This window comes from Streptomyces naganishii JCM 4654, from assembly GCF_014650575.1.
Taxonomy (GTDB): domain Bacteria; phylum Actinomycetota; class Actinomycetes; order Streptomycetales; family Streptomycetaceae; genus Streptomyces; species Streptomyces naganishii.
The window spans coordinates 262,668-282,407 of record NZ_BMVF01000004.1 but is presented as its reverse complement, the minus strand read 5'-3'; the positions used below and the strand labels follow the sequence as shown (position 1 = coordinate 282,407).

Genomic DNA, 19,740 nt, shown 5'->3' with positions numbered 1-19,740 from the left:
CGGCCCGGCCCGGCACGGTCCGCGGTGCCGGCGCGGCCCGCCGTGCCGGGCCGGGGTGTTCGGTCCGGCCGCCCCGGGGTAGATCGTGTTTATGCACCCGATATGTCCACCGCATCCGTGATGGCGGACTCCCTGATCCCCGCCGACGTGGCCGCCGCGACGCGGTACCTCGACCTCGCCGGGGTCTTCTCCTGCGCGTTGCTGGGCGGTGCCGTGGCCCGGACGGCCGGCCTGGACCTGTTCGGGTTCCTGGTCGTCGGCATCATCTCCGGTTTGGGCGGCGGCATGATCAGGGACGTACTGCTCCAGCACGGCACACCGGTCGCGCTCACCGACTACGCGTACGTCACGACCGCGGTGGCCGGTTCGGTGGTGGTGTTCCTCATCAAGATCAGTGAGGAGTCGTGGACCAGACTCTTCACCGCGCTCGACGCCGCGGTGATCGGGTTCTGGGCGGTCACCGGCGCCAACAAGACCCTCGGGGTCGGCCTCGGCTGGCTGCCCGCCGTCCTGCTGGGCACGATGACCGCGGTCGGCGGCGGCGCCCTGCGCGACATCATCCTCGGCCGGGTCCCGGCGGTGTTCGGCGGCAACGGCCTGTACGCCACCGTCGCCGCCGTGGTCGCCGGGGTCACGGTGGTCTGCTCCTACGCCGGCCTCGCCGGGCTCGGCGTCGGCCTCGGCATCACCGTCGCGCTGGTCTTCCGCCTGGTGTCCGTCCACTACGGCTGGAACCTGCCCAACAGCCTGGACTGGGAGCCGCAGTCCAAGGTGGCGTCCGCGGTGCGCCGCCACATCGCCCCCGCCACCGGCGAGGGGTCAGACGGGGAACAAGAGCAGTCCCACCCGCCCGAGGAGTCATCATGACCGACCGTGCCACCACCGTGTTGTCCGGTCTCGACGCCATCCGCTCCGGCCTGGAGGACCTCTACAAGGACCTGCACAGCCATCCCGAACTCGGATTCGGCGAGCACCGCACCGCGAAGAAGGCCGCGGACGCCCTGCGCGCGTGCGGATACGACGTCACCGAGGGCATCGGCGGCACCGGAGTCCTCGGCGTCCTGGCCAACGGCGACGGCCCGGTCGTGATGGCCCGCGCCGACATGGACGCCCTCCCGGTGCGCGAGCAGACCGGCCTGCCCTACGCCTCCGAGGTGACCGTCACCGACCGGGACGGCGCCGAACAGCCTGTCATGCACGCCTGCGGGCACGATGTGCACGTGACCTGCCTGACCGGCTGCGCACGCCTGATGGCCGAGGCCAAGGACGCCTGGCGGGGCACCTTCGTGGCCCTCTTCCAGCCCTCGGAGGAGAACGGCGACGGAGCCGAGGCCATGGTCGACGACGGCCTGACCTCACGGTCTCCCACCCCTGACGTCGTGCTCGCCCAGCACGTGCTGCCCCTTCCGGCCGGCTACGTCGGCACCCGCCCCGGCTCGTTCCTCTCCGCCGCGGACAGCCTGCGCATCACCGTGCACGGACGCGGGGCGCACGGCTCCATGCCGCAGGCGGCGGTCGACCCGGTGGTGATGGCCGCGATGATCGTCGTGCGGCTGCAGACCGTCGTCTCCCGCGAACTGGCCGCCACCACTCCCGCCGTGCTCACCGTGGGCAGCGTCCACGCCGGCTCCGGCCCCAACGTCATCCCCGACAAGGCCGTCATCCAGCTCAACGTGCGCACCTACGACGACGCCTCCCGCAGTCAGGTCCTGGACGCGATCGAACGCATCGTCACCGCGGAGTGCGAGGCGTCCCGCGCGCCCAAGGCGCCCGAGATCCAGCGCACCAGCTCCTTCCCGCCCACCGTCAACGACGAGGCGCCCACCCGCCGCGTCGCCGACGCCTTCGCCGCCCACTTCGGCGACGACGCGCACACCATCGACCTCCAGACCGCCAGCGAGGACATGAGCGAGATCCCCAAGGCGTTCGGCGTGCCGTTCACCTACTGGGGCATCGGCGGCATCGACCCCGACCGCTACGCCGAGGCCGCCCGCAACGGCACCGTGGCCCAGGACGTCCCGGTCAACCACAGCCCCACCTTCGCCCCCGTGCTCCAGCCCACCCTGGACACCGGCGTCAGCGCCATGACCGTGGCCGCCCTCGCCTGGCTCGGCGCGTGAGCGGTGGCGGGCCGCCGCCCCCGGACGCTGACGCCGCCGGTCCGCACCGGCGAGGCCGTCGTCGCGCTCACGTCCTGAACCCGCCGTCCGGCCCGGGCGGTTGCCTCAGGTGGCGGGCGGGTAGGTCAGACGCCCGTCCCGCACCTGCGCCTTCTCGTCCAGCTCGGCCGGCCTGGTCGACGTGGCCGACATGATGTGGGCGACCTGGGCGCCCGCGACGATCAGCGCGTCGGTGATCAGCCTGCGGTGGCACCGCCACGGCACCGCCTCGCTGCACATGATCGCCGGGCGTTCGTGATCGGCCAGTTCGAGGAGTTCGTCCAGGCCCTTCCTGAACTCGTCGGTGGCCATGTGGTCGGCGTAGTCGCGGAAGGCCTTCACCCGCCAGGCGCCGTTCTCGCTCGGCACGCCCGCGGGGGTGTGCCGCCGGCCGCCCAGTTCGCGGATCCACCGGTAGCCGATGTCGTCGGGCAGCGCCTCGGTGATCGAACTCCGGTTCCACTGCGGGTACTTCCTCGACGACGGGAAGGAACGCACGTCCACCAGGCAGGTGATGTCGTTGGCGCGCAGCATCTGCAGCACCTCGCCGAACTCCCGCGTCGAATGCCCCACCGTGCAGATGCGGTTGGTCATCCCGCCGCCTCACCCGCGGCGGCCGGTGGTCCCGCGCGGCGCGAACGCACGGCCCATCAGCGGCCGCCGCCCACGGGCACGATCGCGACGGGGCAGCTCGCGTGGTGCAGCACCGCGTGCGTCACGCTTCCCAGCGGCAGCCCGAGACCGCCCTCGGCCGGATGACGCGGCAGCACCACCAGACCCGCCCGCTTGGAGGCCTCGACGAGTGCGGAGGCGGGCGAGCCCGTGGCCAGTTCGGTCGTCACCCGCACCCGCTGGGATTCGCGGGCGGGGCGGGCGGCGCGGTGCAGCAGGGCCGCGTGTTCGTCGCGTTCCTCGTCCACGTCGTCGACCTCGGGCACCACCAGGCCGGCGTGGCGCAGCGGCGTCCAGGCGTGCACCAGCCGCAGTGTGGCCCTGCGCGGCTCCGCCTCGGCCAGACCGAACCGTACGGCCTCCTCGTCGTGGTCGTCCCGTATCCCCACCACGACGTCGTCGTCCGGGGGCCGCCGTGTCTCACCGCGCACCACGACCACGGGGCGGTCGGCGTGCGCGGCCACCTTCAGGCTCACCGAGCCCAGCAGCAGTTCGGCGAAACCGCCCCGGCCGCGGGTGCCGAGCACGACCACGTCGGCGTCCCCGGCCGCCTCCAGGAGGGCCTCCTCCGGCCGGCCGTGGACGAGGAGGGTGTCCGTCGCCAGACCGGGCCGGGCGGAGGCGACCTTGCCCCGGGCCTCCTGGAGCATGCCGGTCGCCGCCTCGAAGACCTGCTCCGTCAGCCCGGCCCCGGTCTGGTCGTAGCCGATCTCCGGGCCCGGACCCACGGAGTGCACGATCCTCAACTCCATGCCGCGCAGCGCCGCTTCTTCCGCCGCCCACTCGACGGCGAGCCAGGAGTGCGACGAGTCGTCGATGCCCACGAGGACCGTCCCACGGCCGTTGTCGCTCATCGTTCCTCCAGCACACGCGGAAAAGGGCGGCCCGGCAGCAGCCGAGTAGCCCCGCCGGGCGGCCGGGAAACCGCGCCGCCGCTGACCTGCGCGGCGGGTCGCACGCCCGTCACCCACCGTAATGTCATCGCGGCCCGCGGCGCTGCGCCGTTAGGGTGGCGGCGTGGCAGGGGAGCGAACCGGCACAGGTGGTCCGGCGGGCGCCGTGCGGGCCTCGTACGAGGCGTTCGCCGGGGTCGTCGCGGCCCTCGACGACGAGCAGTCCTGGCTGCCGACCGACTGCACCGGCTGGGCGGTACGCGACCTGGTCTTCCACGTCGTCACCGACGCCCAGCGCGCCCTGGTGGCGCTGCACACCCCGGCCGGGGCGGCGGCCGACCGCGACGCGGTCACCTACTGGCAGGACTGGGGATCCGACCCCGTCGGCGCGGCCAACGGGCGGCGCTACTGCCGGGTCGGCGGCAGCATGTTCCTGTACTTCGACCAGTTGAAGGGGCTGTTCCTGGAGACCGTGGCGGCCGCGGCCGACGCGGCCGCGGCCACCGACCCGGGGCTGCTGGTCGGCACGCAGGGACACGTGCTGAGCGCGGGCGACCTGATGACGACCCTGGCGGTCGAGGCGACGATCCACCACCTGGACATGACGGCACGCATGCCGGACGCGCCCCCGCCCGCACCGCGAGGGCTGGCCGCCGTCCGCACCACACTCGACGGCCTGCTCGGCCACCCCGTGCCGCTCGGCTGGGACGACACCGAGTACGCGCGCGCCGCCACCGGACGCCGGCCCCTGACGGACTTCGAACGGCGGACCCTCGGGGCGGACGCCGCCCGCTTCCCGCTGCTGTCCTGACGGCGAGGGGCGTCGAGTCGCTCCGTCCGGATGCCGAAGTCGCCGTAGGGAGTACGGGCGGGGAATCACCTTCCCGGCGGCCTCGTTACTACCGGCATGAGCCGTGATCACGCCACCGAAGTCCTGCGCTACACCGCTTTCTCCGACGATCCCGACGGCGGGAATCCGGCCGGGGTCGTACTCGACGCCACCGGGCTCGCGGACGGCGACATGCAGGCGATCGCGGCCGACGTCGGATACAGCGAGACCGCCTTCCTGTTCCCGGTCGCGGACGCCGGGACGCAGCGGGAGACCGGCCGCACCTTCGACGTCCGCTACTTCAGCCCCAAGGCCGAGGTCACCTTCTGCGGACACGCCACGATCGCCACCGCCGTCGCCCTCGCCGAACGCGCCGGCCCAGGCGAACTCGTCCTCCACACCCGGGCGGGCACCGTCCCCGTCACGGTGACCTCCGGGCCGGACGGACGCCCGCGCGCCACCCTCACCAGCGTCGAACCGCACGTCGAGGACGCCCCGGGAAGCGTCGTCAAGGAGGCGCTCGCCGCGCTCGGCTGGGAACCGGCCGAACTGGACGCCGCCCTGCCGCCGAGGATCGCCTACGCGGGCGCGCGCCACCTCGTCCTCGCCGCCGCCACGCGCGAGCGGCTGGCCGACCTCGCCTACGACTTCGGCCGCCTCGAAAAGCTCATGCGTCAGGAAGACCTGACGACCCTCCAACTCGTGTGGCGGGAGTCGGCGGACGTCTTCCACGTGCGGGACCCCTTCCCCGTGGGCGGCGTGGTCGAGGACCCCGCCACCGGCGCGGCGGCCGCCGCGTTCGGCGCGTACGCGCGGGAGTTGGGCCTGGTGCCGGAGGACGCGGTCCTCACCCTGCACCAGGGCGTGGACATGGGGCGCCCCGGCGTCCTCACGGTCGAACTCCGCGGCGGCGATGCGCGCGTGCGCGTGTCGGGAACCGCGGCGCGCATCTGAGACACCCTCACGGAGCCGCTGGACGCGCTCCCCGGCGACCGCCGCGAGGCGTTCGCCTCACCCGGATGGCGGATCGGCCCCCTGCGGAGGCGGCCCGTGTCGGCGGCTGTCCGATGGCACGGCGCGTTAGTGGGTGGCGCGCGCCCGTAAGTCCCTGGTGGCGTGGCTGTCCGAGGCCGGGCACCCGGCACCGGTGGCCACCGCGGCCCGACCGGCCGCCCGCGGGGCCGCCGGGCGTCACGCACAGTGGCCCGAGGTGCGCGGGTCGTTCACGCGATGTCTCCTGGGAGGGTTCCGCCGGGCCCGTGATCGCTTCGCGGGCGCCGGCGAACCCGCCAGGCCATCGCGAAGGAGTCATGTGCCATGACCGAATACCCGGGACAGCAGCCGCCGTCCGGACACCGGGGACAGCAGCCGCCGTACGGTTCAACGGCCTCGGCCGGGCAGGGGCCCGCGTCCCGGCCGCCGTCCGAACCGGAGTCCGGCGGACCGGAGGGCTACGAGGCGTGGCTCGGCCGCAGTCGCATGGTGCTCACCCCCATAGCCGCCCCGTCCATCCTGGGCCTGTTCGGCTTCGCCTCGTCGACCTTCATGGTGGCCTCCAACCTGGCCGAGTGGTGGGGCGACCCGCTCGTGTCGCCGGTCATCCTCGCGCCCCTGGTCATCTTCTTCGGCGGCCTGGCCCAGCTGGCCGCCGGCATGTGGGCCTACCGGGCGCGCGACGCGGTGGCCACGGCCATGCACGGCACCTGGGGGGCGTTCTGGCTCGCCTGGGGCATGATGCAGCTCATGATCGCCAACGGCCTGCTGCCGCTGACCACCTCGGTCAGCAAGGCGTTCGGCTTCTGGTGGATCGTGCTCGCCGTGACGACCATCTTCGGAGCGCTCGCCTCGCTGGGGAAGAACCTCGGCCTGTTCCTCACGCTCGGTCTGCTCGCCGCCGGTTCGGCGCTCCTCGCGGCCGGGATCCTCGGCGCCGTCCACGGCCTGGTCGTGACCGCCGGCTGGGTGCTCATCGCCTCCTCGGCCGCCGCGTGGTACACGGCCGGCGCGATGATGCTGGAGCAGTCCTACGGCGGGCGGATCATCCTGCCCCTCGGCCGCTGGAGCCTGCGCGGCAACCTGCCCGGCCACCGGCAGGGCCGGCCCATCGAGTACGCCGCGGGCATGCCTGGAGCCAAGGCCGGCCAGTGACTCGGCCCGATGTCCGCCGCCACGCCATGACGAACACGCGTTCGCGCTCCTGGGGGACGGTCTGCGGCGATTCGCCGGTTAGGCGTCCTGGGGATGGGAAGCCGGTTGTCGTCAGTCAAGTCCGCGTGCCGCCGTGCGGGCCCGCAGGCCCACGGCCGCAGCTCAGGAGCGGTGCCATGGTGTTCACGTCATGGGAGCAGCGACAGCTCAAGGAGATCGAGTCCCACCTGGTGGCGGACGATCCGCGGTGGGCGGCCCAGTTCTCGGACCGGGATCGACCGGCCCGGCCGGATGCGGAACAACCGAGCCCGCCCGCCCAGGAACAACCGGTCCGGGAACGGCCGGCTCCGGGACGCCCGATGCGGGGGCGCCCGGGGAGCCGGCGCCTCGCCGCGTCGCTGGCGCGGCCGCTGGTGTTCGTGCTGTGGGCGGTGACGCTCGCGGTGGGATGCGCGCTCAAGTGCGCCCCGCTCGTCCTGGCCGCCCTCGTGGTGATGCTGTGGGGGCGGGCGGTGGTGCTCATGGTCCGCTGCTTCAGGAAGACCTGAGGGCCGGCTGCCCGCCAGGTCGGTGCCCGGGGGAAGCTGTTCTTCACCGGCGACAAGGTCAGGATCACCTCCGACCGGGCGCCCTGCCGCCCGCACCTCTCGGCGCCGCACGGCCCCACCGCGCACGAGGTGCTAGACCCCGCCCTGAGGACGGGCGACCGCATCGGCGAAGCGGCCTTTGGCCGTGACCGGTATCCGCGGTGACAGCCGGGGCGCCGGTCAGTTCACCAGCCCGCGGCGGTAGGCGTAGACGACCGCCTGGACACGGTCGCGCAGCTGGAGCTTGGCGAGGATGCGGGACACGAAGGTCTTCACGGTCTCCTGGCTGATCAGCAGGGCCGCGGCGATCTCCCCGTTGGACAGGCCCTCCGCGATCAGGCGCAGCACCTCCAGTTCGCGGGGCGTCAGCGGGATGTCGCCGGGGGCGTTCTCGGCCGGCCTGATCCGGGTGGCGTACGTGCCCACCAGGCGGCGCGTCACCTGCGGGTCCAGCAGGGCCGCGCCGGTGGCCACCGTCCGTATGCCGTGCAGCAACTGGGCTGGCGGCGCGTCCTTCAGCAGGAATCCGCTCGCCCCGGCGCGCAGCGCCTCGTACACGTACTCGTCGAGGTTGAACGTCGTCACCACGAGCACCTTCACCGGCTGCTCCACCCCGGCGCCGGCGAGCAGGCGGGTGGCCTGGATGCCGTCGAGCACCGGCATGCGCACGTCCATCACCACGACGTCCGGGCGCAGCCGGCCGGCGAGGTCGACCGCGGTGCGCCCGTCCCCGCACTCGCCCGCCACCTCCAGGTCGGGCTGGGCGTCGATGATCGTGGCCAGACCGGTGCGGATCATCATCTGGTCGTCGCAGACGAGGACCCTGATCGGCGCGGTCACGACGCGGTCCCCGCCGGTATGCGCGCCCGCACGACGAAGCCGCCGCCGGTCCGGTCGCCCGCGCTGAACTCCCCGCCCAGGACGTGGACCCGCGCCCGGAGCCCGGCCAGGCCCCGCCCGTTCCCGCCGGGGGACAGGTCCCGGGAGCCGGGGCCGTCCGTGCCGACCTCGACGGTGATCTCCCCCGTGCCGTGTCGCACGTGGACGGACGTGGGGCTGCCGTGGGCGTACTTGAGGGCGTTGGTCAGCGCCTCCTGGACGACCCGGTAGGCCACGAAGTCGGCGCTCCCGGCGGGCTCGGCCGGGGTGCCCGTCTCGGTGAACGCGACCGGCTGCCCCGCCTCGCGGGTCCGCTCCACCAGGGCGAGGAGGCTGCCGACGGGAGGGACGGGATCGGGGCTGTCCAGGCCCGGATCGCCGTTGCCGGGCCGCCCGTAGTCGGGGTTGAGCAGGTCCAGGAGGTGGCGCAGGTCGCTGATCGCCCGGCGGCCGGTGTCGCTGACGGCGGTGAGGGTCCGGTCGAGCCGGTCGGGCGAGGCCGTCAGACAGCGCGCCGCCTCGGCCTGCACCACCATCGCCGTCACATGATGGGTCACGACGTCGTGCAACTCCCGTGCGATACGCGTGCCTTCGGCGACGCGGCTGTCCTCGGCGACCCGGCGCCGGCGTTCGGCCTCCGCCGCCCGCGACGAACGCAGCCACGCGCCGAACCCCCAAGCCAGGACGAGCACCAGGTAGAACGTCACGAACTCGGACGGCGGTTCGTCGGCCCCGAGCCGGACCAGCGCGACCGCGAGGGCCACGTAGGCCAGGGAGAACAGGAACGTCGCTGTCCGCCGGTGACGGTCCAGGTAAGAGCCGGCGCTGACCAGGGCGAGGGGCAGCGCGGTGCCCGCGGGCGAGTGGTAGCCGCGCAACTGGTCGAGCGCGAAGCCCGCGGACACCAGGGCGAGACAGACGACGGGCCACTTGCGGCGGACGGCGAGCGGCGCGCACTGGAGTGCGACCGCCACGACGGCCACCGCGTCGAAGGGCCGGGACGGAAGGCCGCCGAGCTGTGTGCCGTGGCCCCGGAACGACGGCAGGAGCGCCAGGGCCAGGAGCAGCAGGGCCGGCGGGAGATCGCGGACCGTGACGTCGAGCCGGCCCCACCGCTCCGGAAGGTGCCGAGGACTGATCACTGGGAAAGTGTAGAGGCGGCCGGGACCCGCGCGGCCCGCCGGCGGCCGGGCACCAGCCGGCCGCGCCGCCGGGCCAGCGACAGGAACACCACCGTCGCCAGCACGCAGAACAGCACCGAGTACACGCTCGCCTCGGGGCCGAACGCGCCACCGGTCAACAGCGCCGGGCCGGACGTCGAGGCGTCCAGCAGTCCGTGGGTGGCGCCGTTGCCGGAGACCTCGGTGCTGAAGACGCCGGCCGCGGCGAAGTTCCAGCCGAAGTGCAGGCCGATCGGCACCCACAGGGTGCGGGTGGCGGCGTACGCCGCGGCGAGCATCCCGCCGGCCTCGACGGCGATCGCGATCGCGCCCCACAGGCTCGCGTCCGGGTTGGCCAGGTGGGACAGCCCGAACAGCACGGCGGTCAGCGGCAGCGCGAACCACGTGCCCGCGCGCTCCTCGACGATCCTGAACAGCACGCCGCGGAACAGGAGTTCCTCGGTCACCGCGGCCGCGGCCATGAAGCCGACCAGCCCCACCGCGCCGGTCACCGAACCCATGCCGCGCACGTCGTAGTGGTCGAGGAGGGCGAGGTTGGCGATCACGGCCGCGAACAGGGTCACGCCGATCAGCGCACCGCGGACCGTCGCGGCCACGGCCCCCGGCCGGCCCACCTCCGTGACCGGCCGGCGCTCGGTGCGCCGCACCACCCAGCCGTAGACGAACACGGCGGCCACGGCGGTCAGCAGGCCGAGGACGAGCGTCGGCCACGGCTTTCCGTCCAGCGCGTTCACGCCCTGACTGCCGATCAGCGCGACGGCCATGACGGCCAGGAACTGCCACACCAGTCTCACGAAGACTCCCTCATCCACTGCGCGGCACGGGCGCCGCGGCCGGACCAAACGCTAGGGACCGGGCCGCCGCGAGTCGTCACCGCGCGGTGGACACTTCGCGTAGCTCCCACGGGGGACAGCCCCCGTGGGAGCGTGGCGTGGCCGCTACCGGTAGCCGACGGTCACGGCCGACCGGATGCCGCGCGCGGGCACGCTGACCCGCAGCACGTGCGTGTCCGCGTCCCAGTGCCAGGCCGAGGCCGCCAGACGCGCGCCCTGCGCCGTCACCCGGCTCGGCGCCCGCTCCACGCCGAGGAAGGACACCGTCCAGGTGCGCCCGCTCACCTGACCCGTGAAGGAGCCCTTGGCCGGACCGATCCTCAACTCGTGCGTGCCGGCGCGCTCTTCGTAGCGGATTCGGGTGGTCGCCGCCCGCCGCGAGACCGGGCCGGTGCCGTCGTCCTCGTAGAGGGAGAAGCTGCCGGACGCTCCCGGTGCGACGGTGACCGTGACCCGGTCCAGCGGGCTGTGCGCGTCGCCCGCGACGTCGCCCGACCGTGTGGTGACGATGCCGCCCGCGCGGACGAAGACCGGCATGGTGTCCAGCGTGGTCGTCACGTCGTGCGTGGCGCCTCCGGCGGGTGCGGTGTAGGTCTGGCCGGTGAAGTAGTCCGTCCACCGGCCCGGCGGGAACCACACGGAGGTGGTGGTCCGGCTGCCGGGCGCGGTGACCGGCGCGACCAGCATGTCGGGACCGTAGAGGTACTCGCTGTCCGCCTTGGCGTAGGCGCTCTCCTCCTCCGGGTACTGCAGGTACAGCGGCCGGACGATCGGTGTCCCGGTGGTGCTTGCCTCGCGGGCGAGGGTGTACGTGTACGGCACCAGCGCCTCGCGCAGCCGCAGGAACTTCTCGGCGGAGTCGCGTCCTTCGGGCCCGTACTGCCAGGGCAGGCGGTCGCTGTGGTTGCTGTGCAGGCGGTCGACCGGCTGGAAGGTGCCGAACTGCACCCACCGGGCGTACAGGTCGTCGGGCAGCTTGGTGGTGCGGTGCGTCTGACCGCCCGAGACGTAGGTCTCGGCGCCGGGGATGCCGTATCCGTCGTTGTGACCGCCGATGTCGTGGCTGATGGCGGCGAGGCCGGTGGCGGCGGACTCGCCCGGTGTGTAGCCGACTTCGGCGCGCAGGGTGCCCCAGTTCGACGTGGTGTCACCGGTGAAGTGCAGCGTGGACCGCTTGTCGGCCCAGGGACCGGTGGGCAGACCGACCCCGCCGCTGTAGCCGCCGGCCTGGAGCGATCCGTAGGCGCGGGAGAGGACGAAGCCGCGCTCGGAGGTCTCCGCGGTGAGGCCGGCGTACTTCTGGTTGATCCACGCGTCCGGCGTGACGCCGGCCTGCGAGGACCGCGAGGCGTCGCAGCACCAGTCCAGCCACCAGAAGTCGTTGCCGGCCCGGTCCATCGGCCGGTGCAGATCGAGGTACGCCCTGAGCTGGTCGGGGTCGCCGAAGTCGAAGGTGTAGCAGTCGGATCCGGCGCCGGACGCGCAACCGCCCTTGCGCAGCTTGCCCTTGGCCGTCGCCTGGGCCTCGGCGAACCGCGGGTCGGAGCCGAGGATGCTCGGGTGCACGTTCAGGGTGTTGTGCAGGCCCTGGCCGGCCGACCAGTCGAAGAACCCCTTGGGATCGGGGAACTTGGCCGGGTCGAAGTTCCAGCCGCTCCATGTGTTGGGGGACTTGAAGTCGGTGTCGGTGACGAGCACGTCCAGGGGCACGTTCGCGGTGCGGAAGGCGGGCAGGACGGTGTTCTCGTAGTCGCTCGCCGTGCGGTCGATGTACTCGGAGTACCAGACGCCGTAGGCCCAGCGGGGCAGCAGCTGCGGTGGTCCGGTGAGGGTGGCGAGGTCGGACAGGCCCTGCCGGTAGTCGTGGCCGAAGCCGAAGAGGTAGCCGTCCTGGTAGGGCCGGCCGGCGTGGCCGGGGCGCGCGGAGGCCTTCCCGGTGGCGGGGTCGTAGACCGCGGAGGGCGTGTCGTCGAGCAGGTACCAGCCGTCGCGGTGCAGCAGTCCCGGGGTGGTCCAGGGCGCCGGATCGCTGTCGCCGTCGAGTCCGTCGAGGCTGCGCCGGTAGCCGCCGAGGGCCAGATGCGGCGCGGGGGCCGCCTCCCCCTGGGGGCCGAGCGCGAGGGTGTCGGCGTTGACGTGGCAACTCGCCGCGTCCGGACAGGCCAGGGCGACCTCGTCGGTGCCCGCCTTCAGCGTGACCGGGACCGACGCCGACGCCCAGGTGTTCCAGTCGTCCGTCGGCGGCAGGGACAGGGTGGTGTCCGTGCCGCCCTTGGTGGTGACCGTCATGGTGCGCGTCCGGTGCAGGCCGTCGCCCCCGGTGCCGTTGGCGTAGCGCAGCCGCAGCAGATAGGTGCCGTCCGCGGGCACGCCCGTGACGCGGTCGGAGATCGAGGACCCCTGGTTGACCTCGGCGACGAAACCCGCGCCGGCGTATCCCCTGTGGTCGGCGGCCACAGCCGCCGAGCCCGACAGGAGGGCGTCCTCGGCCTCGCAGCTCGTGCCGAACCGGCAGCCCGGCACCGTGCTCGCGCCCCGCCCGGGGTACGCGGCCCCGGGCGTGAGCAGGGCGGCGCTGTCGATGTTGACGTTCCCGGAGTCGGCGGCGGTGCGGTGCAGCCGCAGGGTGTGCGGGCCCGCGCCCAGTGACAGGGACAGGCGGGCCACGCCCCAGGTGTTCCAGCTGTCCGTCGGGGGAAGGGAGAACGTCCGGTCGGCGCCGCCGTCCACGGCCAGGCTCAGGGTCCGGGTCTCGTGGCGGCCGTCCCCACCCACCGCGTTGGCGTACCGCACGGCGAACTCGTAGGTGCCGGCCGCCGTGGTGCGCACGTCCGTGGCGAAGGAGCCGTTGTCGACCGCGAAGCCGGCGAGGAACCCCTTGCCGGTGAACCCGTCGTGGTCCGCGGCGATGCCGGGGCCGTCGTACGCCTGGTCCTCGGCCTCGCACAGCGCGCCCACGGCGCACACGTCGTGCCGCCAGGGCGCCGCGAGCACCGGCTGCTGCCCCGCCTTGAGCGCCACCGTCAGGTTGTCGGCGGTGAAGGGTCCGGAACCGACGCGGTAGCGCAGGGTCAGCGCGCTGGTGGTGATGGTCAGGACGCCGTCGCGCACGGACGAGTCGTAGTGCGTGGGCGTGAAGGAGCCACGGCCGATCGCGTTGAACGTGGACCGGTTCTCGAACTTCCCGTCCCCGGCGTACTCGGTACGGATCAGCGTCGGCGACAGCACTTCGAACCTGGCGTCGGGCAGCGTCACCACGGAGGCGGCCCGCGCGGTGGGGGCGCCCGGCGAATCGCGCGCGGCGGCCGAGGCGGCGTCCGGGGACAGGAGACCGAGCGTCACGGCCGAGACGGCCAGTAGGCGGCGGGCGACGGAGGTGCGCGGCTTGCGGCGGGGGGATCTCGGGCACGGAGGTCTCACGGAACGCTCCCTACGGCGGCGGGCACTCTGACGAGCACGACGGACATGCGGCGACGGCTTCACACGCGTACCGGCCGGGCGCCTACAACGTTGTAGACGCGGTCCTCAGGCATGAGACCACGGCGCCTGACGCGTGTCCACACCCGTAACAGACATCGTTGTCAGGAGAGTTGGGGGCGAGTCCACGGCCTGTGGCCGCACGCGTCATCCGCCCCCGGCGCCGTGACCCGCTCGGCCCGCAAGCCGCACGGCGACTGCCGGGCCGTGACCGAGCTCAGGCGGTTCCCCGACCGGGGCCACCGGCCGGCGATCGACCACGGCCGGCCCATGTCGCCGGCCAGTCATGCGGTGGCCGGCCCGCCGGGGCATCAATGGTGAGGACACCTCGTACGCCTGACGCACCGCGTCCGCCGCCCGATCCCCCGACCTCCCGACCCTCGACCTCCGCGCCGATCCGCCCCCGACTGCCGCATCGATCCGCCCCCCGACCCCCGCGTCAAGAGGAGCAGCAATGACCACCCCGCTTCAGGGCCGCACCGCCGTGGTGACCGGTGCCAGCAAGGGCATCGGGCTGGCCGTCGTCACCGCCCTGGCACACGCCGGCGCCACGGTCGTCGCCGGATCCCGCACCTCCACACCCGAACTGGACGCCCTGGGCAAGGAGGGCCGGGTCACCTGGGTCCCCGTCGACCTCGGCGAGCCCCAGGACGCCGAACGGCTGGTCCAGGAGGCGCGGGGACGCGTCGACATCCTGGTCAACAACGTGGGTGCCGCGCCCGCCCGGACAGGAGGCTTCCTGTCGGTGACCGACGCCGACTGGCGGCACGTTCTGGACCTGAACCTGCTGAGCGCCGTAAGGGTCACCCGGGCCGCCCTGCCCCTCATGCTCGGGGCCGGCCGGGGCTCCATCGTGACGGTCGCCTCCGTCAACGCCACCCTGCCCGACCCCTTGGTGATCGACTACAGCGCCGGCAAGGCCGCCCTCGTCGCCTTCTCCAAGGCGCTGTCGAAGGAGGTCGGCCCGAAGGGCGTCCGCGTCAACACCGTCAGCCCCGGTCCGGTGCGCACCGACCTGTGGCTGGCCGAGGGCGGGGTCGCGGACACCGTGTCGGCGGCAGCGGACGTCACCCCCGACGACGTGGTCGCGCAGGCCGCCGGATCCACCGCCACCGGCCGCTTCTCCACGCCCGAGGAGGTCGCCGGCCTGGTCCTGTTCCTCGCGGGCGACCAGGCCGCCAACATCACCGGCAGCGACATGATCATCGACGGCGGGTTCATCCCGACCTGGTAGTTCCCGAGGACGGACCGCGCGCAGTCCGCCGCCGGTCCCGCGCGGTGACGGCGCGGCCACGGCTGGACGGCGCACACAGTCGGCGGGAACAGAACGCCGGTCGCCGCGGTTGCGGCGGGGGCCCCTGCGGGCGGACGGTGGCAGCAGACGACCGAGGAGTGGTCCCGACATGGCTCTTGCCGTCATACTCGCGGCCCTCGCAGCGTGCAGCAACGCGCTGGGCACGGTGCTGCAGCGGCGGGCGGCGCTGACGGTGCCGGCGTCGACGTCGCTGCGCCTGGGGCTGATCACCGATCTGCTGCGCACCCCCGTCTGGCTGGCGGGCATCGTGGGGGTCATCCTGTCGGCCGTCCTCCAGGCCCTCGCCCTGGCCTTCGGCTCGCTCGCCGTGGTCCAGCCGGTCTTCATCCTGGAGCTGCCGCTGGCCCTGGTGATCGGTGGCGCCGTCTTCCACGTGCACCGGTCGCGCCGATCGTGGGCGTCGGTGGCCTGCATCGCCGTGGGGCTCGCCGTGTTCCTGTTCTCCCTCGCGCCCTCCGGGGGCCGTACGTGGGTGCCGGGGCTGTGGTGGGTGCCGACACTCGTGGTCGTCGGCGGCATCGAGGCGGCGCTCGTGCTCGCCGCCCTGCGCAGGCCGCTGGGTCTGACGCGGGCGGCCTGCCTGGCCGCGGGGGCGGCGCTGGGCAACGCCCTCACCGCGGCCCTGATGAAGTCGGCCATGGGCATCCTGGGCGCCTGGGGCGTCCGCGCGTTCTTCCTGTCGTGGCAGACCTACGCCTTCGCGGCGATCGGCGCCCTGTCCCTCTTCCTGCTGAGCACGGCGATGCAGGCCGGCCCGCTCATCGCCTCCCAGCCCGCCCTGACCCTCACGGACGCGGTGACCGGTGTCGTGCTCGGCGTGCTGATCTACGAGGAGCAGCCGCGCACCGGACCGTGGATCGTCGCGGCCGTGCTCGGCTTCGGCCTGCTCACCTACGGCGTCTTCGCGCTGTCCCGCACGCGCTGCCTCGCGGAGTGCCTGCAGACCGACGAGGAGGCAGCCGACCCGATGGAGCACGCCACGGCGTGACCGGGCGTGCTCCTGGCCGGGGAGGGGCGCGTGGTGGGCGTCGAGGCCGGCGATGAGTTTCTCCCACGCCGGCAGTCCACATCTCATCGACCACACAGGAGGCACGACGTGAACCAGTTGCTGAGGGTCCAGAACTTCTGCGTCTCGAGCGACGGATACGGCTCCGGGGAGAACCAGAGCCTGGAGCGGCCGTTCGGGCACGCCGATCCGGCGACCCTGATGTCGTGGGCCGGCGCCACCGCGAGCTGGCCCAACCGCACCGAACCGGGGGGAAGCCGGGGCATCGACGACTACTTCACCCGCGACTTCTCGCACAACATCGGCGCCGAGATCATGGGCCGCAACAAGTTCGGCCCGCAGCGCGGACCCTGGCAGGACTCCGAGTGGCGCGGCTGGTGGGGCGAGGAGCCCCCGTTCCACACCCCGGTGTTCGTCATGACCCACCACCCGCGCCCCTCGTTCACCCTCTCCGACACCACCTTCCACTTCGTCGAGGGTGACCCGGCCTCGGTGCTCGAACAGGCGCGCAAGGCGGCGGAGGGCAAGGACGTCCGGCTCGGCGGGGGAGTCGCCACCCTCAGGCAGTTCCTCGACGCCGGCCTCGTGGACACCCTGCACGTGGCGGTGTCGCCGGTGAAGCTCGGATCCGGTGAGCGGCTGTGGGAGTCCCCCGACGAACTGCTCGACCGCTACCACCTCGACGTCGTGCCCAGTCGCAGCGGCGTGACCCACCACGTGTTCTGGCGCAAGTGAGGGCCGGATTCCGGCGGGAGTGAGGGCCGGTTCGCCGGTGCGGGTGAGGGGCGGCCGGGGCCGTACTCGTAAAAGAACGTTCGTTCTTGACCGATCGTTCTTCTACCGTGTACGGTCCTGGCCATGGGACGACCACGTGCCTTCGACGCCGACCAGGCGATCACCGCAGCCGCCGCCCTCTTCGCCGCGCACGGCTACGAGGGCACCTCGGTGGACGACCTGGTCACCGCCACCGGTGTCCACCGGGGCAGTCTCTACAAGGTGTTCGGCTCGAAACGGAGCCTGCATCTGACCGTCCTGCGCAACCACCTCGACCACGAGATCCGCCCGGCCACCGCCGCCATCGCCGGCCTCACCGACCCGGCGCAGGCCCTGGCGGCGGCCATCGCCTCGTACGACAGCGGTCCCGCCGCCGGACTGCTCCTGCTCGCCGCCGCCGAGCGCGCGCCCCACGACCCGGAGGTCGCCGCGCTGGTGGCGGAGGGTGTCACCGCCCTGGAGGACGCCCTGCGTCCCTCGCACGGCGATGCCGCCCCCCAGCTCGCCTCCACCGTCCTCGGCACCCGACTGCGCCTGCGCGCCCAGCCTCACCGCTCCAAGGAGAACTGACATGGCCCTGATCGACATCGACCGTGAACGCGGCCTGCTGACCGTCGAGTTCCAGGGCCTCGACAAACTCTGGACGTTCAAGAGCCGCCTGGAGATCCCCCTCGCCCATGTCCGCGGCGCCACCCACGATCCCGGAATGGCCCGTGAACCCAAGGGAATCCGCGTCGGCGGCACGCACTTCCCCGGTGTGATCACCGCCGGCCGCTTCCGCCATGACGGCGAGCGCCTCTTCTGGGACGTGAAGAACCCGGACAAGGCCGTCGTCATAGAACTCGCCGACGCCGAGACCTACGACCGCCTCGTCATCGAGGTCGACGACCCCCGCGCCACGGTGGCCCTCGTCGAACAGGCCGTCTCCCACCGCTGACACGGAAAGCCCCGGTCGGCGACGCGAATCGCGCCTGCTCGCCCTCCAGCCCGCCCGGCGTCGCCTGCCAAGGAGTTGGGCACCGCTCCGGGGCGCCGGGGCAGGGCACCCCGGTCACAGGCGTGCGCGGTCCGCGGCAGGGAACCCACGTGCGAGGGGAGCCTTCCCCGCTCCGGCCGCGTCGTAGCCATGGGAGTGCCACCATGATCGTAAGAGAGCGCCCTGTCCCCGCCCCCGAGCGTGCCGCCGGCCCACCGCCCGCCGGGCCCGCGCGCCGCCTGCGCCTGATCGTGTCCCGAGGTGCGGCCGCCGCCGTCCTGGCGGCGCTGGCAGCGGGCTGCACCAGCGGCTCCTCCGGCTCCTCCGGCTCCTCCCAGACCAAGAGCAGCGGCCCGGACTCCGGCGGGACCCCCTCGGTGAGTGCCGAACTCCAGAGCGACTACCTGCGTGTGGTGCACAACGTCCTGCCCTCGGTGGTCCAGATCACCACCTCGGCGGGCCTCGGCTCCGGGATCGTCTACGACGACAAGGGCGACATCGTCACCAACGCCCACGTGGTCGGCAAGGACCACAGCTTCAGCGTGACCTTCGCCAACCGGCAGCAGCTCCTGCACGCCGGCCTGGTCGGCGTGGACCCGGCCGACGACCTGGCCGTGATCCGCCTCGACGACCCGCCCTCCGGGCTGCACCCGGCCGCCTTCGCCGACAGCAAGAACGTCCAGGTCGGCCAGATCGTCCTCGCCATGGGCAACCCGCTGGGCCTGTCCAGCAGCGTCACCCAGGGCATCGTCTCCGCCGTCGGCCGCACCGTGTCCGAGCCGGCCGGCCAGGGCTCTGGCGGCGCCACCATCCCGAACATGGTGCAGACCTCCGCCGCCATCAACCCCGGCAACAGCGGCGGAGCACTGGCCAACCTCTCCAGTCAGGTGATCGGCATCAACACCCTCGCCGCCGTCGACCAGGAACTCGGCGGCGCCGCGCCGGGCATCGGCTTCGCCATCCCCAGCTCCACCGTCACCCGTATCGCCGACCAGCTGATCAAGAGCGGCAAGGTCACCAACAGCGGCCGCGCCGCCCTCGGGATCACCGTACGCACGGTGCTGGGCGCCGACTCCGCCCCGGCCGGGGCGGGCATCGTCGCCGTGACCAGGGGCGGCGCGGCGGACAGGGCCGGGCTGAAGCCGGGGGACATCATCACCGAGCTGGACGGCACCCGGATCACCGACGTGCAGACCCTCACCGAGGCGCTGGCCGCCAAGTCCCCCGGCGACCAGGTGACGATCGGCTACTCCCGCGACGGACGCACGGCCACCGCCCACGCCACCCTCGGTACGCTGCCCACATCCTGACAGACCGTCAGTAAGGTAGCGGCGGTGGAGCTCACCCTCCGGCGTCGGCCCTGCCGCCGCGCCGGTCGCGTCCGCGCAGCGCCGAGACGGCGAACAGGGAGGCTATGACGGCGTCGGCCAGTGCCGCCGTCCGCCAGCGGTCGCTGCGCAGCGCGAGACCGGCCATGCTCGCCGCGTGCAGCGCGTCGGGCACACCCTGCCAAGCGGCGTGCCTGCTACGGGGGTTGGCCACGAGCCCCTGCACGAGCTGGCGCGCGCCCAGCAGCCGTACGACGCTCGACGCGGCCCGGGTCTGCGGCGTACGGGGGCAGCGGCGCAGGACGCTTCCCGGAAAGGCGACGAGTACCGCGCCCCATGCGACGCGGACGATGGATGCGGGCATGTGTGATCCTTCCCTGTCGCCGGGCGGTGTCAGCCCGGCCGTCCGGAGAGCTGCCGTACGACCTGTGAGCGCTGGGCCGGCCGGCCGGAGGCGGCGGTGGCCGCGCCGGCGGCGAGCGCGGAGCCCACGGCGATGACCAGGCACACCAGCGCCGCCAGGAGGAGCGCGCGCCGTTTGCCGCCGCCGTGGGCCGGCGGGGGCGCGGTGATCCTCTCGAACGTCTCGAACTTCTCCGCCAGGCGGGGATCCCGCGCCACCAGATGGCGTTCCATCTCAGCGAGTTCACGTTCGAAGTCCACGGTGACTCCTTTCCGGCGCG

The 19,740-nt window shown here is 73.3% G+C and carries 20 protein-coding genes; 12 read left to right on the top strand and 8 right to left on the bottom strand.

Annotated elements, in window-relative coordinates:
* Positions 1 to 102 precede the first annotated feature (102 nt).
* Positions 103 to 867 carry a trimeric intracellular cation channel family protein gene (locus IE217_RS09230; protein WP_229865149.1) on the top strand — a complete coding sequence of 255 codons (765 nt, stop codon included), beginning with the start codon at positions 103 to 105 and terminating at the stop codon, positions 865 to 867.
* Positions 864 to 2,120: a M20 family metallopeptidase gene (locus IE217_RS09225; RefSeq protein ID WP_190177244.1), complete on the top strand. Its 1,257-nt coding sequence runs from the start codon at positions 864 to 866 to the stop codon at positions 2,118 to 2,120. Before IE217_RS09230 ends, IE217_RS09225 begins: the two co-directional genes overlap by 4 nt.
* A 105-nt stretch (positions 2,121 to 2,225) precedes the next feature.
* Here the strand turns inward: IE217_RS09225 and IE217_RS09220 are convergent, their stop codons facing one another.
* Together IE217_RS09220 and IE217_RS09215 are read right to left on the bottom strand one after the other, a co-directional pair.
* Positions 2,226 to 2,753 (bottom strand): DUF488 domain-containing protein, encoded by a 528-nt coding sequence (locus tag IE217_RS09220; protein ID WP_190177243.1) that lies wholly within the window; start codon positions 2,751 to 2,753, stop codon positions 2,226 to 2,228.
* Between the two features lie 56 nt (positions 2,754 to 2,809).
* Positions 2,810 to 3,685 carry a universal stress protein gene (locus tag IE217_RS09215; RefSeq protein WP_190177242.1) on the bottom strand — a complete coding sequence of 292 codons (876 nt, stop codon included), beginning with the start codon at positions 3,683 to 3,685 and terminating at the stop codon, positions 2,810 to 2,812.
* A gap of 163 nt (positions 3,686 to 3,848) precedes the next feature.
* Here IE217_RS09215 and IE217_RS09210 point away from each other — a divergent pair, with 163 nt between their 5' ends.
* From IE217_RS09210 to IE217_RS09195, 4 genes are all read left to right on the top strand, one after another.
* The gene (locus IE217_RS09210; RefSeq protein ID WP_229865148.1) at positions 3,849 to 4,535 is read left to right on the top strand and encodes a maleylpyruvate isomerase N-terminal domain-containing protein; all 687 of its coding nucleotides are present in this window, start codon (positions 3,849 to 3,851) and stop codon (positions 4,533 to 4,535) included.
* A 96-nt stretch (positions 4,536 to 4,631) separates the two neighbouring features.
* Positions 4,632 to 5,507: a PhzF family phenazine biosynthesis protein gene (locus tag IE217_RS09205; RefSeq protein WP_190177241.1), complete on the top strand. Its 876-nt coding sequence runs from the start codon at positions 4,632 to 4,634 to the stop codon at positions 5,505 to 5,507.
* Between the two features lie 363 nt (positions 5,508 to 5,870).
* On the top strand, positions 5,871 to 6,701 hold the full coding sequence (locus tag IE217_RS09200; protein WP_229865147.1) for an acetate uptake transporter: 831 nt from the start codon (positions 5,871 to 5,873) through the stop codon (positions 6,699 to 6,701).
* A 176-nt stretch (positions 6,702 to 6,877) separates the two neighbouring features.
* Entirely contained in the window at positions 6,878 to 7,249 is a 372-nt protein-coding gene (locus tag IE217_RS09195; RefSeq protein ID WP_190177240.1) for a DUF3040 domain-containing protein, read from the top strand.
* A 219-nt stretch (positions 7,250 to 7,468) separates the two neighbouring features.
* On the opposite strand, the gene IE217_RS09190 is transcribed toward IE217_RS09195, so the two are convergent.
* From IE217_RS09190 to IE217_RS09175, 4 genes are all read right to left on the bottom strand, one after another.
* Positions 7,469 to 8,128, bottom strand: coding sequence for a response regulator (locus tag IE217_RS09190; protein ID WP_190177239.1), 660 nt, complete (start codon positions 8,126 to 8,128; stop codon positions 7,469 to 7,471).
* On the bottom strand, positions 8,125 to 9,309 hold the full coding sequence (locus tag IE217_RS09185; protein ID WP_190177238.1) for a sensor histidine kinase: 1,185 nt from the start codon (positions 9,307 to 9,309) through the stop codon (positions 8,125 to 8,127). The genes IE217_RS09190 and IE217_RS09185 overlap by 4 nt, the downstream gene beginning before the upstream one ends.
* Positions 9,306 to 10,142: a CPBP family intramembrane glutamic endopeptidase gene (locus IE217_RS09180; RefSeq protein WP_190177237.1), complete on the bottom strand. Its 837-nt coding sequence runs from the start codon at positions 10,140 to 10,142 to the stop codon at positions 9,306 to 9,308. Before IE217_RS09180 ends, IE217_RS09185 begins: the two co-directional genes overlap by 4 nt.
* A 144-nt stretch (positions 10,143 to 10,286) precedes the next feature.
* Positions 10,287 to 13,601, bottom strand: a complete 3,315-nt coding sequence (locus tag IE217_RS09175) for a TIM-barrel domain-containing protein (RefSeq protein ID WP_373297976.1) — start codon at positions 13,599 to 13,601, stop codon at positions 10,287 to 10,289.
* 511 nt (positions 13,602 to 14,112) lie between these two features.
* Between IE217_RS09175 and IE217_RS09170 the strand changes: the two genes are divergently transcribed.
* The 6 genes from IE217_RS09170 to IE217_RS09145 all read left to right on the top strand — a co-directional run bounded on the left by IE217_RS09170 (position 14,113) and on the right by IE217_RS09145 (position 19,039).
* Positions 14,113 to 14,892: an SDR family NAD(P)-dependent oxidoreductase gene (locus IE217_RS09170; RefSeq protein ID WP_190177236.1), complete on the top strand. Its 780-nt coding sequence runs from the start codon at positions 14,113 to 14,115 to the stop codon at positions 14,890 to 14,892.
* Between the two features lie 169 nt (positions 14,893 to 15,061).
* Complete coding sequence (locus tag IE217_RS09165) at positions 15,062 to 15,961, top strand: DMT family transporter (protein WP_190177235.1); 900 nt, start codon at positions 15,062 to 15,064, stop codon at positions 15,959 to 15,961.
* Between the two features lie 108 nt (positions 15,962 to 16,069).
* Complete coding sequence (locus tag IE217_RS09160; protein ID WP_190177234.1) at positions 16,070 to 16,714, top strand: dihydrofolate reductase family protein; 645 nt, start codon at positions 16,070 to 16,072, stop codon at positions 16,712 to 16,714.
* A 123-nt stretch (positions 16,715 to 16,837) separates the two neighbouring features.
* Positions 16,838 to 17,323 carry a TetR/AcrR family transcriptional regulator gene (locus IE217_RS09155; protein WP_190177233.1) on the top strand — a complete coding sequence of 162 codons (486 nt, stop codon included), beginning with the start codon at positions 16,838 to 16,840 and terminating at the stop codon, positions 17,321 to 17,323.
* Between the two features lies 1 nt (position 17,324).
* A complete protein-coding gene (locus IE217_RS09150; protein ID WP_190177232.1) occupies positions 17,325 to 17,690 on the top strand; it encodes a hypothetical protein in 366 nt (121 codons plus the stop codon).
* A gap of 203 nt (positions 17,691 to 17,893) precedes the next feature.
* Entirely contained in the window at positions 17,894 to 19,039 is a 1,146-nt protein-coding gene (locus IE217_RS09145) for a S1C family serine protease (protein WP_190177231.1), read from the top strand.
* A 31-nt stretch (positions 19,040 to 19,070) separates the two neighbouring features.
* Here the strand turns inward: IE217_RS09145 and IE217_RS09140 are convergent, their stop codons facing one another.
* Entirely contained in the window at positions 19,071 to 19,421 is a 351-nt protein-coding gene (locus tag IE217_RS09140; protein ID WP_190177230.1) for a hypothetical protein, read from the bottom strand.
* 29 nt (positions 19,422 to 19,450) lie between these two features.
* A complete protein-coding gene (locus tag IE217_RS09135) occupies positions 19,451 to 19,720 on the bottom strand; it encodes a DUF3040 domain-containing protein (RefSeq protein ID WP_190177229.1) in 270 nt (89 codons plus the stop codon).
* Positions 19,721 to 19,740 lie beyond the last annotated feature (20 nt).

Bases quoted from the DNA above. Each gene is read 5' to 3' on its own strand.
- IE217_RS09230 (WP_229865149.1), top strand. From the start codon at position 103: ATGTCCACCGCATCCGTGATGGCGGACTCCCTGATCCCCGCCGACGTG.
- IE217_RS09225 (WP_190177244.1), top strand. From the start codon at position 864: ATGACCGACCGTGCCACCACCGTGTTGTCCGGTCTCGACGCCATCCGC.
- IE217_RS09220 (WP_190177243.1), bottom strand. From the start codon at position 2,753: ATGACCAACCGCATCTGCACGGTGGGGCATTCGACGCGGGAGTTCGGC.
- IE217_RS09215 (WP_190177242.1), bottom strand. From the start codon at position 3,685: ATGAGCGACAACGGCCGTGGGACGGTCCTCGTGGGCATCGACGACTCG.
- IE217_RS09205 (WP_190177241.1), top strand. From the start codon at position 4,632: ATGAGCCGTGATCACGCCACCGAAGTCCTGCGCTACACCGCTTTCTCC.
- IE217_RS09200 (WP_229865147.1), top strand. From the start codon at position 5,871: ATGACCGAATACCCGGGACAGCAGCCGCCGTCCGGACACCGGGGACAG.
- IE217_RS09195 (WP_190177240.1), top strand. From the start codon at position 6,878: ATGGTGTTCACGTCATGGGAGCAGCGACAGCTCAAGGAGATCGAGTCC.
- IE217_RS09170 (WP_190177236.1), top strand. From the start codon at position 14,113: ATGACCACCCCGCTTCAGGGCCGCACCGCCGTGGTGACCGGTGCCAGC.
- IE217_RS09165 (WP_190177235.1), top strand. From the start codon at position 15,062: ATGGCTCTTGCCGTCATACTCGCGGCCCTCGCAGCGTGCAGCAACGCG.
- IE217_RS09155 (WP_190177233.1), top strand. From the start codon at position 16,838: ATGGGACGACCACGTGCCTTCGACGCCGACCAGGCGATCACCGCAGCC.
- IE217_RS09150 (WP_190177232.1), top strand. From the start codon at position 17,325: ATGGCCCTGATCGACATCGACCGTGAACGCGGCCTGCTGACCGTCGAG.
- IE217_RS09145 (WP_190177231.1), top strand. From the start codon at position 17,894: ATGATCGTAAGAGAGCGCCCTGTCCCCGCCCCCGAGCGTGCCGCCGGC.
- IE217_RS09140 (WP_190177230.1), bottom strand. From the start codon at position 19,421: ATGCCCGCATCCATCGTCCGCGTCGCATGGGGCGCGGTACTCGTCGCC.